General features: G+C 38.7%; 9 protein-coding genes and 2 pseudogenes. 6 read left to right on the top strand and 5 right to left on the bottom strand.

Annotated features, from left to right (window positions below; all coding sequences use genetic code 11):
• The 5 genes from L647_RS0119225 to ampD all read right to left on the bottom strand — a co-directional run.
• A partial coding sequence (locus tag L647_RS0119225; RefSeq protein ID WP_024612473.1) for a biotin/lipoyl-containing protein occupies positions 1-808 on the bottom strand: 808 nt, incomplete at its 3' end.
• 10 nt (positions 809-818) lie between these two features.
• The gene (gene aceE / locus L647_RS0119220) at positions 819-3485 is read right to left on the bottom strand and encodes a pyruvate dehydrogenase (acetyl-transferring), homodimeric type (RefSeq protein WP_024612472.1); all 2667 of its coding nucleotides are present in this window, start codon (positions 3483-3485) and stop codon (positions 819-821) included.
• An 89-nt stretch (positions 3486-3574) separates the two neighbouring features.
• Positions 3575-4324: a pyruvate dehydrogenase complex transcriptional repressor PdhR gene (gene pdhR / locus L647_RS0119215; RefSeq protein WP_007586129.1), complete on the bottom strand. Its 750-nt coding sequence runs from the start codon at positions 4322-4324 to the stop codon at positions 3575-3577.
• A 377-nt stretch (positions 4325-4701) separates the two neighbouring features.
• A complete protein-coding gene (gene ampE, locus L647_RS0119210; protein WP_024612471.1) occupies positions 4702-5553 on the bottom strand; it encodes a beta-lactamase regulator AmpE in 852 nt (283 codons plus the stop codon).
• Positions 5554-5566: 13 nt separating this feature from the next.
• Positions 5567-6121, bottom strand: coding sequence for a 1,6-anhydro-N-acetylmuramyl-L-alanine amidase AmpD (gene ampD, locus L647_RS0119205; RefSeq protein ID WP_024612470.1), 555 nt, complete (start codon positions 6119-6121; stop codon positions 5567-5569).
• Between the two features lie 1658 nt (positions 6122-7779).
• Here ampD and nadC point away from each other — a divergent pair.
• From nadC to pilB, 6 genes and pseudogenes are all read left to right on the top strand, one after another.
• A complete protein-coding gene (gene nadC, locus L647_RS0119195) occupies positions 7780-8625 on the top strand; it encodes a carboxylating nicotinate-nucleotide diphosphorylase (RefSeq protein ID WP_024612469.1) in 846 nt (281 codons plus the stop codon).
• Positions 8626-9130: 505 nt separating this feature from the next.
• A complete protein-coding gene (locus L647_RS0119190) occupies positions 9131-9553 on the top strand; it encodes a pilin (RefSeq protein WP_029880550.1) in 423 nt (140 codons plus the stop codon).
• 97 nt (positions 9554-9650) lie between these two features.
• Positions 9651-10882: pseudogene (locus tag L647_RS01000000124630) on the top strand (type II secretion system F family protein).
• A gap of 42 nt (positions 10883-10924) precedes the next feature.
• Positions 10925-11831 (top strand): annotated as a pseudogene (locus L647_RS01000000124625) (A24 family peptidase).
• A gap of 16 nt (positions 11832-11847) precedes the next feature.
• The gene (coaE, locus tag L647_RS0119175) at positions 11848-12492 is read left to right on the top strand and encodes a dephospho-CoA kinase (RefSeq protein WP_024612467.1); all 645 of its coding nucleotides are present in this window, start codon (positions 11848-11850) and stop codon (positions 12490-12492) included.
• A 145-nt stretch (positions 12493-12637) separates the two neighbouring features.
• Complete coding sequence (gene pilB / locus L647_RS0119170; protein WP_024612466.1) at positions 12638-14314, top strand: type IV-A pilus assembly ATPase PilB; 1677 nt, start codon at positions 12638-12640, stop codon at positions 14312-14314.
• Positions 14315-14354 lie beyond the last annotated feature (40 nt).

The following is a 14354-nucleotide window of genomic DNA, read 5'->3' as shown; positions in this document are numbered from 1 at the left end:
CGGCTACTTTAATTTCTTTAACTGTACCTGCAAATGGAGCTGGTACTTCCATTGCAGCTTTGTCGCCTTCAACGTTTAAGATTGATTGATCTTCTTCAACCGTATCGCCAACTGCAACCATAATTTCAGTTACTTCAACTTCATCGCCACCAATATCAGGTACATTAACTTCTTTAGTACTTGGTGCTGCGTTTGCTGTTGAGCTAGCTGCTGGCGCTTCTACAGGAGCCGACTCTTTAGCCGGTGCTGCAGATTCACTTCCTGCTACTTCAAAAACAAATACTAATGAGCCTGTTTTAACTGTATCGCCAGCGGCGACTTTAATTTCTTTAACGGTACCGGCAAATGGCGCGGGTACTTCCATTGCTGCCTTGTCGCCTTCAACGTTTAAGATAGATTGCTCTTCTGAAACGGTGTCGCCAACAGCAACCATGATTTCAGTTACTTCAACTTCATCATCGCCAATATCTGGTACGGTTACGTCTTTAGTTGAAGAACCTGTAGAAGCAGCAGGTGCTGCCTCTTCAGATTTAGCTGGAGCAGCAGCTGATGCTTTTTCTTCACCAGTGCTTTCACTCTCGCCTTCAAACAAAAATACTAAAGAGCCAGTTGTAACGGTGTCGCCAACGTTTACTTTAATCTCTTTCACTGTACCCGCTTGCGAAGCAGGTATTTCCATTGATGCTTTGTCGCCTTCAACATTTAGTAATGATTGGTCAACATCTACTTTATCGCCAACGCTTACTAATATTTCGGTTACTTCTACTTCGTCGTCACCAATATCTGGTACTTTAATTTCAATACTCATTGCAAACCTCTTATGCGTACAGTGGGTTAAGTTTGTTAGTGTCGATGTTGAACTTTTTAAGTGCTTCAACAACTACTGACTTCTCAACTTCACCGCGTTTAGCAAGTTCAGATAACGTAGCAACAACAACGTAGCCCGCGTTAACTTCAAAGTGACGACGTAGGTTTTCACGGCTATCAGAACGACCGTAACCATCTGTACCTAACACTTTGTAGTTGCTGCTTGGAATGAATGAACGCGCTTGTTCTGCGTAGTTTTTCATGTAATCCGTTGCTGCAACAGTCACAGAGTCGTTTAATACGCTTGTGATGAATGCTGTTTTTTGCTCGCCTTCAGGGTTAAGCATGTTGAAACGTTCAATATCTTGACCTTCACGCGTTAATTCGTTGAAAGACGTAACAGAGAACACGTCAGACGCAATGCCATACTCTTCGCTTAGAATCGTAGCGGCTTTACGTACTTCAGTCATAATAGTACCTGAGCTTAATAGCTGTACGTTGGCTTTTTTACCTTCGTAACTTTCAAGCTTGTAAATACCCTTACGAATACCTTCTTCAGCGCCTTCTGGCATAGCTGGCTGATGGTAGTTTTCGTTCATAAGCGTTAGGTAGTAGTAAATATTTTCTTGGTCATCACCGTACATACGACGAATACCGTCTTGTACAATAACAGCTACTTCAAACGCGTAAGTTGGGTCATATGAAATACAGTTAGGAACCGTATTAGCAAGAATATGACTGTGACCATCTTCGTGTTGCAAGCCTTCACCATTTAGCGTTGTACGACCCGCAGTAGCACCTAATAAGAAGCCACGTGCTTGTTGATCGCCCGCCATCCATGCCATGTCGCCAACACGTTGGAAACCAAACATAGAGTAGTAAATGTAGAATGGGATCATTGGTAAATCGTTAGTGCTGTATGAAGTTGCAGCAGCAACCCATGACGACATTGCACCTAACTCATTAATACCTTCTTGAAGCACTTGCCCTGATACAGTTTCTTTATAGTAAGAAACAATATCACGATCCTGTGGTGTATAGTTTTGACCATGCGGGTTATAAATACCGATTTGACGGAATAAACCTTCCATACCAAATGTACGTGCTTCATCGGCAATAATTGGTACAATATTTTTACCAATGCCTTTATCTTTTAATAAGATATTAAGTGCACGAACAAATGCCATTGTTGTAGAAATATCACGTTTTTGCTCTTCAAGTAGCGGTTTAAATGCCTCTACTTCTGGCAACGCTAATTTTTCAGTAAAACGAGGAATACGCTTAGGTGTATAACCTTTAAGTTCATCACGACGAGCATGTAGGTATTTATACTCAGGTGAACCTTCTTCAAGCTCTAAATAAGGTAGTTCTGCAAGTTGCTCTTCAGATACTAAATCGTCAAGACCAAGGCGTGAACGTAAATGTGCAACATGCGACATGTCCATTTTTTTCACTTGGTGCGCAATGTTTTTACCTTCAGCTGCTTCACCCATGCCGTAACCTTTTACAGTTTTAGCAAGAATTACAGTTGGACGACCTTTAGTGTCTTCTGCTTTTTTAAATGCAGCAAATAATTTTGATGACTCATGACCGCCACGCTTAAGCGCGAAGATTTCGTCATCAGTCATATCTGCAACAAGTGCAGCTGTTTCTGGGTAACGACCAAAGAAGTTTTCACGTACGTACGCGCCATCTTTAGCTTTGTATGTTTGGTAATCGCCATCAACCGTTTCGTTCATTAACTGTAGTAATTTACCCGTTGTGTCTTTAGCTAGAAGAATATCCCAGCCGCTGCCCCAAACTAGTTTAATTACGTTCCAGCCAGCGCCTTTAAACAAGCCTTCTAGCTCTTGAATAATTTTACCATTACCCATAACTGGACCATCTAAACGCTGTAAGTTACAGTTAATTAAGTAACAAAGGTTGTCTAGCTTTTCGCGTGAAGCAAAAGAAATAGCACCGCGTGATTCTGGCTCATCCATTTCACCGTCGCCTAAAAACGCGTATACACGTTGGTTTTTAGTGTCTTTTAAGCCACGACCATCTAAGTATTTTAAAAAGCGAGCTTGGTAAATAGACGCAATCGGACCTAGGCCCATTGATACCGTAGGGAACTGCCAAAATTCAGGCATTAATTTAGGGTGTGGGTACGACGGTAAACCTTTGCCATCAACTTCTTGGCGGAAGTTATCTAACTGTGTTGCCGATAAACGACCTTCAACAAACGCACGTGCGTAAATACCCGGAGAAATATGACCTTGGTAATAAACTAAGTCACCACCGTCTACGTCATTTGGTGCTTTAAAGAAGTGGTTAAAACACACTTCATAAAATGCAGCAGATGATTGGTAAGACGCCATATGACCGCCTAAGTCGAGATCTTTTTTCGATGCACGTAGAACGATCATAATCGCGTTCCAACGTATGATCGAACGAATACGGCGTTCAAGGTTTACATCACCTGGGTAAGCCGGTTCTTGATCTACAGGAATAGTATTAACGTAGTTCGTGGTAATACCCGTTGGCATATCAACGCCGTCTAAACGGGCTTGCTCTAACACTTGCTCAAGTAAAAACTGAGCTCGTTCAACACCTTCTTCGCGCACAACTGATTCAAGAGCTTGTAACCACTCTTGTGTTTCTAGCGCGTCTACGTCAATTTTATTGACTTCAGACATATGGAGGTTTCCTTATGTTTAAAATACGAATGTTTAATTTAATATCACTGTTACTTAATTTTGTGTGTTCAAAGTAGCAATGTACTAGCTTAATTTTGTTTGGTGCGTCTTAAACTACGTTCAATTCGCGAATGTTCTTTACCCGCTTCAAGTAATGCTTCTTCTATAAACGCTAAATGCGCATTACTTGCTAAACGGGCTTGTTCTGGATTACCGTCAATAACGGCATCCATTAATAAACGCCGGTGCTGGGCTAACTGACTGCTAATATCTGACTTTTTTAATAGAACAGTTAAATTTTGCAATACATTTTGCTCAAGTAGCGCTTTCATGCCTCTTACTAAATGCAGTAACACCACATTATGCGAGGCTTCTGCCACGCTAAAGTGAAATGCATTAATTGCTTTTGCTTTTTGCTGTAAATCATCATTAACTAGGGCAATTTTATCAAAGCTTTCTTTCACTTTGCTAAAATCGTTGCTGGTCCCGCGCAGTGCTGCGTAGTAAGCAGCAATCCCTTCTAATGCATGACGAAATTCAAGTAAATCAAACTGCGACTCAGGGTGTTTACTAATCAAATCAAAAAGTGGATCAGTAAGCCCTTCTTCGAGCTGATTTTTTACAAACGTGCCGCCACCTTGGCGACGCGTAACTAAACCTTTTGCTTCTAACTTTTGAATTGCCTCACGCAGTGACGGGCGAGACACTTCAAATTGCTTTGCTAGTTCACGCTCTGGTGGCAACTTTTCACCTGGTGCTAACGAGCCTTCAAGAATCATATTCTCAAGTTGCTGTAAAATAACATCAGATAATTTTGCTGCTTTAATCTTTAAAGACATGAATCAACGTCCGCGTTGTATAAATACCAAGAGCCCGTAAAACGTGGCTTTGAGTTGGATGACTTACCCAAAAGGTAAATTGGTCATACCAAAATTTTACAATAAGGTATCAAAAACCCTAATAGCTGTCAATTTACAGTATATTTGTATGATCAGAGCAGCGTAACGCATTTTGAACGAAGATTAAACAATACACAATTAGGTATAAAAAAGAGAGTGAAAACAAAGAGGTTTACAATTGGTCTGACCAGAGGTATTTAGAGTTTTAGCTCTATTTTATGTATTTAAAATCTAACAAAAAATAATTAAGTTTAAATACAATTACTGAAGTACCTTTTTATAATAAAGGCACTCCAGTTTAAGTATTATTAAAACAGTTAAGACACCGCACCAAATAAAGTAAGTAATGCAATAAGTACTAAATAAAATAGCACATTGCGCTTTACCAACTTAATCATGCATGTGGCTTCGTAAGTGCAACCATAATAACGTTTCTCTACTTGTTCAGCAGCTAAAGCAGTACAAGTAACAACTTTTCTATTTGGGCTGGTAAAATCAAGTACATAATGCAGCCAACAACTTGTGCCTTTATTAAAGTTGCCAATAACTAAATATCCAAAGCTTGTAATACGTGCAGGTAACCAATCAAGCCAAAATAACAGTTTATGTATTAGCTTAAAGCGTTTTGCAAATACAACTTTGTGATCTTCTCTAACTAAATCAGCAAACGTACGCACTAATGCATACAACACAGCACCAGGAGCGCCTAGTACCACAAACCAAAATATAACCGCGCAGTAAAATCTAAAATTAACCCACGCTAATGTTTGCCCAAAGGTTTCGCCGTTATCTTCGCCTTGCGTATGCTTTTGCCCAATTTGTAAAGCATATAACGATGCCGCAGTTCCGTCATCGCGTGTTAATGCATTTAAGTACGACTTATATAAAGCACGTTGTTTAGCACAACCAAAGCACACTAATAACACCGCTACATTAATACCTAGCTGCCATAATACAAAATCAGATAAGCAATAAATAAACGCCATAGCAATAACAGGTAATATTAACCAAATTAAAAACCCAGGAACCGAACAAAACAAGCCTTTGTCAGCAAGTAATTTAGTAGAGCGTTTTAAGTAACCATTTGCGTAATAACTTATTTGCCAATAGTTTGAGCGAGCACCTAAACGCTCAAGTATTAATGCAATTATTATAGAAACCAAAATCATTGTAGCTACTCTCTTAACTTGATTGCTCAAGCATATTAAAAAACAATTGCCAATTAAAGCTATTACCAGGATCGGTTTTTCGCCCTGGTGCTATATCGCAATGCCCAACAATACGCGAAGCGGTAATTTTAGGATAGCGCAGCATTATTGACCCGCTAATACGAGTTAACGTTTTGTATTGCGCTAAAGTATAAGGTGTAGTGTCGGTACCCTCAAGTTCAATACCAATACTAAAGTTATTACAAGCGGACTCGCCATTAAACTCAGATAACCCTGCATGCCAAGCACGCTTATTAAAAGGTACATATTGAATAAGCTCACCGGTGCGTTTAATAAAGCAATGCGCCGACACCCTAACTCCCTCTAAACTAGCAAAGCTTGAATGCGCACTGCAGTTAATATTGCCCATAAATAAATCATCAACAAACGACGTACCAAACTGCCCCGCCGGTAAAGAAATATTATGTATAACCAATAATGAAATATCTACGTTAGTAGGGCGTTCATCAAAATGATTACACCCACGCTTTACTACATTGCGTACCACGCCATTTAAATCTATTTTCATAATGCTTTTATAATGTTTTTATAATATAAGTACAAAAAATGTATAACGCGATGCTAAAGGATTTAAAAAAATAATGATAGTAATGAGCGAGGTATAAAACCTCACCTACAAACAACTCAAGCCCTTACGCATGAAAGCACGCCGGTAAAACACCCCAAGCTTATATAAACCCAACCTGTAGGTGCAAATTTACTTCGCGCTTGTTATTCATATCGACCATGTTGCCCACATCGCTCATACATCTAATTTAAGCAACCAAAAAGCGAGGTGTAAAACCTCACCTACAAATCCCCCACAAACACACACCGATGAAGTTTATTTCACGCCAATAAATAAACCAACTCGTAGGTGCGAATTTACTTCGCACTTGTCATTCATGCCACTTACATTGTCTATATCACTCACATATCTAACTTAAGCACCTAACTACAACACCTTAAAAGCGAGGTATAAAACCTCACCTACAAATCCCCCATAAACACACACCGATGAAATTTATTTCACGCCAATAAATAAACCAACTCGTAGGTGCGAATTTACTTCGCGCTTGTTATTAATACCGGCCATGTTGCCCACATCGCTCATACATCTAATTTAAGCAACCAAAAAGCGAGGTGTAAAACTTCACCTACAAACAACTCAAGCCCGCACATAGGCAAAAATATTCCAAACTTATATAAGCCCAACCTGTAGGTGCGAATTTACTTCGCGCTTGTTATTAATACAGCCCATGTTGCCCACATCACTCATACATCTAACTTAAGCATCTTAAAAGCGAGGTGTAAAACCTCACCTACAAACAACTCAAAACCGCACATAGGTAAAAATACTCTAAGCCTATATAAGCCCAACCTGTAGGTGCGAATTTACTTCGCGCTTGTTATTAATACAGCCCATGTTGCCCACATCACTCACACATCTAACTCAAGCACTTTAAAAGCGAGGTATAAAACCTCACCAACAAACAACTCAAACCCGCACATAGGCAAAAATATTCCAAGCTTATATAAACCTAACCTGTAGGTGCGAATTTACTTCGCGCTTGTTATTAATATCGACCATGTTGCCCATATCGCTCATACATCTAACCTAAGCACTTTAAAAGCGAGGTATAAAACCTCACCTACAAATCCCCTATAAACACACCGATAAAAATTTATTCCACGCCAATAAATAAACCAACCTGTAGGTGCGAATTTACTTCGCGCTTGTTATTCATGCCACTTACATTATCTATATCACTCACATATCTAACTTAAGCACCTAACTACAACACCTCAAAGCGAGGTGTAAAACCTCACCTACAAGCAACTCAAGCCCGCACGTAGGTAAAATTACTCCTGACTGATATGAGCCTAATCTGTAGGTGCGAATTTACTTCGCGCTTGTCATTCATGCCACTTACATTATCTATATAACTCACATATCTAACTTAAGCACCTAACTACAACACCTCAAAGCGAGGTATAAAACCTCACCTACAAATCCACCATAAACACACACCGATTAAACTTATTCTACGTCAATATATAAACTAACCTGTAGGTGCGAATTTACTTCGCGCTTGTTTAACTTTTTACTTAAAAGCCAATCGCTTCTCTTTCTTTTATAAACATAGTAAAATTTAACTAATTTATTAACGCTTATGAGCTTTTATTATGTCTATCCCGCACTCTTTAGTTAGCCAACTTGTTACTCTTGCACTCGACGAAGATCTAAATTACCAAACAGCTCAAAACGGCGATATTACCGCGCAGCTTATTCCACAAAGCGAGCAAGCTAACGCAAAAGTAATTACCCGTGAAGACTGCGTATTTTGTGGAAAAGACATAATCCTCGAAGTATTTAAACAAGTAGACCCAACCGTAAAAGTAAATGTATTAATAAACGATGGCGATACCGCCCTAGCCAATAGCACTTTATTTACTGCAACAGGATCTGCACGCTCTATATTAACAGCCGAGCGAACTGCACTTAATTTTGTACAAACACTTTCAGGCACCGCAACTACTACTGCGCATTACGTAAAAGAGTTAAGCGGCACTAAAACCCAACTGCTCGACACCCGTAAAACCATACCTGGTTTGCGCGCATTACAAAAATATGCAGTAAAATGTGGTGGCGGTGCAAATCACCGAATAGGGTTATTTGACGCGTTTTTAATTAAAGAAAACCACATAGCAGCGTGTGGCGGCATTACTAACGCAGTTGCTCAAGCTAAAGCTAATCACCCAGATAAACCTGTTGAAGTAGAGGTTGAATCGCTCAACGAACTTAAGCAAGCAATTGACGCCGGTGCCGATATAATTATGCTCGACAACTTTAGCGTTGAACAAATTAAAAAAGCGGTAATTTCAACCAACAAACGCGCAAAAATTGAGGTTTCGGGCAACATGACACTCGATATACTCAAAACTTATTCGCAAGCGGGTGTTGACTTTATATCAAGCGGAGCGTTAACAAAAAACTTACAATCGATAGATTTATCCATGAGATTCGAATAAAAAAAATACGATTACAAATTTTTGACAATTCTAATACATTGACAAAGGGTATAAAAAGGCATTTAATAGCACGAAAGGATGACTTGTAACATTTTGTTAATTAATGTGCGTGTTTAATTAAAAAACACGTGCTAAATAGTAAGCAATAATGGTAGACTCATCCTGTTGGTCTATTTAATTAAAAATAATAAGCTTAAATGACTAGTTAACTCTTTAGTTTTTAAAATTTTTACTATTAAAAATATAATTTAAACAAAGATTATTTAGCTATTTTTATACCTTTAACTATCCTTACTTTGGTTAGTTATAGTGAGCTATATTAATTTATAAATTAAATAACAACACAATGAATTCACACCTAGCTTTTGTGTTTCATACCCTAAAGCTAAAAGTGCAATAAAAATTAATTTTAAGTAAAACTGTAAAATTAATAGATTAAAGTAAGTTAGGCATTTTCGCCGCTTATACTATTAATTTACAAAATCTATCCTTTAGGAGAGGAAACATGAAAACAATGACTCAAAAACAACAGGGTTTCACCCTAATTGAATTAATGATTGTAGTAGCAATCATCGGTATTCTTGCTGCAATTGCATTGCCTGCATATTCTAACTATCAAGCAAGCGCAAAATTAACAGCTGGTTTAGCTGAAATATCAGCCGGCAAAACTGGTTTTGAAGTTGCTGCAAATTCAGGCACAACACCTACTATAGCTGAGGCAGGTCTACAANAAGCCACAACTGCAAACTGTGGTATCACAGTTACAAGCACATCTATAGAGTGTGCGGTTATCAACGCTCCAACTCAAATAGGAACTGTAGCAAAAATGACGTGGACTCGAACGTCTACAGGTGCTTGGACATGCGCTACAACAGGTATAACAGCCGCTAACAAAGACTTAGCACCTAAAAGCTGCCCACAAGCATAACCAATAATGATTTAAAAATTAAAGCGCTTATAATAGCGCTTTTTTTTTAAGTATTCCATGGACTGTAATAGTTACCTAATGGTGGTTTATACTCATTATGGCAAAAAAACAACAAGATAAAGGCCTTGATACCTTTCAATGGATTGGTGTTAGTGCCAGAGGAAAACGTCTTGAAGGAGAGCTAACAGCATCAAGCATTGCATTAGTAAAAGCCCAACTCCGAAAACAAGGCATTACCCCATCAAAAGTTAAACGTAAGCCTAAGCCATTATTTGGTATTGAAAGTGTTCAAAAAATCACCCCCAAAGATATAGCACTTGTTACTCGCCAAATAGCGACCATGCTTATGGCCGGTGTACCGTTAATACAATCAATAGAAATGATCGGCTCAGGTTCTACTAATAAAAGTATTGGTAAGTTGATGAAAACGATTGGTGACGAAGTAAAGGCAGGTCAACCACTTTCTACATCACTAAGAAAACACCCTCGTTATTTTGATGACTTATATTGTGATTTAGTTGCCTCTGGCGAGCAATCGGGTGCGCTTGATAAAATATTTGATCGTGTTGCAATATATAAAGAAAAATCTGAAGCACTAAAATCTAAAATAAAAAAAGCCATGCTCTATCCTATTTCAGTATTGATTATTGCCGGTATTGTTACCTCAATTTTATTAATATTTGTAGTACCGCAATTTCAGGAAATTTTTAATGGTTTTGGCGCACAACTTCCTCCGTTTACCTTATTTGTTATCGGCATATCGGAGTTTATGCAAAAATACTGGTGGATAATTTTGATCGCAATGTTTGCATTTGGCTATGCATTTAAAGAGGCAAAGCTACGAAGTTTAAAGCTCAGGGATGCTACCGACCGAGCCANATACTCAAAGTACCTGTGATAGGCATGATTCTAAATAAAGCGGCTGTTGCACGCTATGCACGTACTCTTTCGACTACGTTTGCTGCAGGTGTGCCATTAGTTGATGCGTTAGACTCAGCCGCTGGGGCCTCTGGCAACGCAGTGTACCGATATGCAATTTTAGATATAAAAGCAGAAGTTAGCTCCGGTAACCAAATGAATTGGGCAATGCGTAACTCTAAAATATTCCCCGATATGGTGATACAAATGGTGGCAATTGGTGAAGAGTCAGGATCCTTAGATGGTATGCTTGCTAAAGTTGCTACTATTTATGAGCAAGAAGTGGATGACGCGGTTGATGGCTTATCTAGCTTACTAGAACCACTAATTATGGCTGTTTTAGGTGTACTCGTAGGTGGTTTAATTATTGCTATGTACTTGCCAATTTTTCAACTTGGTTCGGTTATTTAATTTTTTATTATTCTGTCATCTATTTAATTATTTGGTTTTTATATGCAAAGTATTATCGATTTAATGCAAAGCCAATTGTGGTTTTACTTAACCACAGTTGGCTTAGTAAGTTTATGTGTAGGTAGTTTTTTAAACGTGGTGATTTACCGGTTACCACTCATGATGCAGCGAGAATGGCAAAGTGAATGTCGTATATTATTAGAAGATGAGCTAAAAACTAATGTAGCCAATGCTAATAAAAAGACTAGCAGTACCGTTGAAAAAAATACTGAAAATAGCACCGAAAGCAGCCACCCCTTTAATTTAGTAAAGCCAAATTCAACTTGTCCAAAATGCAAAACTGCAATTAAACCTTGGCAAAATATTCCTATAATCAGCTGGTTATTTTTAAAGGGTAAATGTGCAAGTTGTAGCAACCCTATATCTGTACGTTACCCCGCTGTTGAGGCTATTACGGCAATATTAAGTTTAGTTGTAGCTTATAGCTTTGGTGCGACCGAACAAGCCCTATTATATATACTTGTAACTTGGGTATTAGTAGCGCTGACCTTTATTGATATTGACCACATGCTACTACCAGATCAGCTTACACTGCCACTTGTATGGCTTNNNNCCAGCCGATGCAATTGTTGGCGCTGCATGCGGTTATTTAAGCTTATGGAGCGTGTTTTGGTTATTTAAACTACTTACCGGTAAGGAAGGTATGGGCTATGGCGACTTTAAGCTATTAGCTGTATTTGGTGCCTTACTTGGCTGGCAAGCACTGCTTACTATTATATTACTTTCAAGCGTTGTGGGTGCCATTATTGGTATTGCCTTACTGAGCATTCAGGGTAAAGATAAAGCAACACCCATTCCTTTTGGTCCTTACCTTGCCATTGCTGGTTGGATTACCATGCTTTGGGGCAGCCAACTACAAAGTACTTACTTTAATTTAATGGGCTATTAAGTTGAGCACGACTAGAGTGGCCGAGCAAACCGCTAAAATAAATAATTGGGTACTGGGTTTAACAGGTGGTATTGGTTGTGGTAAAACAGCCGTGAGCAATATGTTTGAGGAACTCGGCATAAATATTGTTGATGCCGATATTATTGCTCGCCAGGTAGTAGCGCCCAATACTATAGGCTTAAATGAAATAGTTAGCTATTTTGGTAATGAAATACTACTGCCCGATGGGGCTTTAAACAGATCTGTTTTAAGAGAGCGTATTTTTGCTAACACTGATGACAAAGAATGGCTAAATAAGTTATTGCACCCGCTTATTCGTAATAAAATACTTATAGATTTAAATGCGACAACAAGCGCTTATGTTGTTTTAGTTGCACCACTGCTATTTGAAAATAGCCTTGATAAATACTGTAACCAAACGCTATTAATTGATGTACCTAACAGTGTGCAAATAGAGCGCACTACTCAGCGCGATAATGTTAGCGTTGAGCAAGTAAAAAGTATTATTGCAGCGCAAATGCCACGTGAGCATAAACAACAAAAAGCAGATGCTATTTTAAATAATAACCGCGATTTAGCATTAGTAAAAACAGACCTTTTACGCCTACATAAAAATTACCTACAGTTAGCATTAAAAAACATAACTGTAAAAACAACTTAAGCACAATTTAAGCACTCAAAAGTGGTCATAACTTTTATAAACCTCTATATTAAATAGTAAATTTAGCCTAGATTATGAAGAATAATATAATCGCCTTCTTTTTTCTGATAAATTACTCACACTGAAGGATTTAAATAGGTGCGCAATGAATATTAACTCACCGTTACTGAGAAAATTTATTACTCTTGGTCGTATTGACGCCGATACGATTAAAGCCAAACAACAAGAATTTGCCTCAACCGCTGAGCTTATTTCTAAATGTGGAAAAATCGACAGCAAAGATTTAGCTGAGCAATGTATTGACTTGTTTCGCGTGCCTTACTTTGATTTGAGAGATTTCGATCCTGCAAGAATTCCACCCGATCTTATAAAAGAAAAGTTAATTCGTAAGCATCATATTTTGCCGCTAGTACAAAAAGGCCGAAAAATTTACATTGCGGCGTCAGATCCTACCGATTACGGCGCATTTGAAAACTTTGAATTTAGCACTGGTTTTTCGTGCGAAGTGGTGGTGGTTGATTATATTCAGCTCGATAATAAAATTGAGCAATTGCTTGATGCCACTGGTAGCTTAGATTTAAGCGATGATGAATTTCAAGAGTTTGCTGATCTTGATTCAGAAAGCCAAAAAGATTCCATGCCAACAGAAGATGAAAAAGATGACGCACCTATCATCGTTTACATCAATAAAATTTTAATGGATGCCATTAAGAAAGGCGCGTCTGATTTACATTTTGAACCATACGAGCACAAATACCGCATTCGCTTTCGTATAGACGGTATTTTACACGAAGTAGCAAGCCCACCTAATACACTGGCAACTAAACTATCGGCGCGTATAAAAGTAATGTCGCGACTTGATATTGCCGAAAAACGTAAACCGCAAGATGGTCGTATAAAACTAAAAATAACCGAACGTAAAAGTATCGACTTTCGTGTAAGCACCATGCCTACACTTTGGGGCGAAAAAATTGTAATGCGTATTCTAGATTCATCAAGCGCTATGCTAGGTATTGATGTACTAGGTTACGAGCCAGAACAAAAAAAATTATACATGGATGCGCTTAGCCAACCACAAGGGATGATATTAGTAACCGGCCCGACGGGCTCTGGTAAAACAGTATCGCTTTATACCGGTTTGAATATATTAAATCAGCCAGAACGAAATATAAGTACAGCTGAGGATCCGGTTGAAATTAACCTTGAAGGTGTAAACCAAGTACAAATTAATATTAAAGCCGATATGACCTTTGCAAATGCACTGCGTGCATTTTTACGTCAAGATCCCGATGTGGTAATGGTAGGTGAAATACGTGACCTTGAAACCGCTGAAATATCAATAAAGGCAGCGCAAACTGGTCACTTAGTTTTATCAACACTGCATACAAACTCGGCGCCCGAAACAATTACCCGCTTATTAAACATGGGCGTGCCTGCATATAATGTAGCAAGTTCAATTAGTTTGATTATTGCCCAGCGCCTCGCGCGCCGTTTATGCTCAAAATGTAAAGCACCAGAAATACTGCCAGATGAAGAACTTACTCGCCAAGGCTTTAGCGAGCAGCAAATTAGTGAAATGACACTATATACGCCAAAAGGCTGTGATAGCTGTACCGATGGTTATAAGGGACGTGTAGGTATTTACGAAGTAATGCAAATTACGCCAGAAATAGCACAAATTATTATGCGTGGCGGCAACTCATTAGAAATAGCAGACGTTTCACTTAAAGCTGGATTTAATAACTTACGCTTATCGGGTATTCGTAAAGCAGCAGAGGGTGTAACCTCACTTGCTGAAATTAATCGAGTTACTAATTTTTAAAAATAGCTTACTCACCCAGCTAATATAATTATTAGCTGGG

The sequence above is a fragment of the Pseudoalteromonas sp. TB64 genome, from assembly GCF_000498095.1.
Lineage (GTDB): Bacteria > Pseudomonadota > Gammaproteobacteria > Enterobacterales > Alteromonadaceae > Pseudoalteromonas.
This window is presented reverse-complemented; position numbering and strand designations above follow the sequence as displayed.

Bases quoted from the DNA above. Each gene is read 5' to 3' on its own strand.
- ampD (WP_024612470.1), bottom strand. From the start codon at position 6,121: ATGAAAATAGATTTAAATGGCGTGGTACGCAATGTAGTAAAGCGTGGG.
- pdhR (WP_007586129.1), bottom strand. From the start codon at position 4,324: ATGTCTTTAAAGATTAAAGCAGCAAAATTATCTGATGTTATTTTACAG.
- aceE (WP_024612472.1), bottom strand. From the start codon at position 3,485: ATGTCTGAAGTCAATAAAATTGACGTAGACGCGCTAGAAACACAAGAG.
- nadC (WP_024612469.1), top strand. From the start codon at position 7,780: ATGTCTATCCCGCACTCTTTAGTTAGCCAACTTGTTACTCTTGCACTC.
- pilB (WP_024612466.1), top strand. From the start codon at position 12,638: ATGAATATTAACTCACCGTTACTGAGAAAATTTATTACTCTTGGTCGT.
- ampE (WP_024612471.1), bottom strand. From the start codon at position 5,553: ATGATTTTGGTTTCTATAATAATTGCATTAATACTTGAGCGTTTAGGT.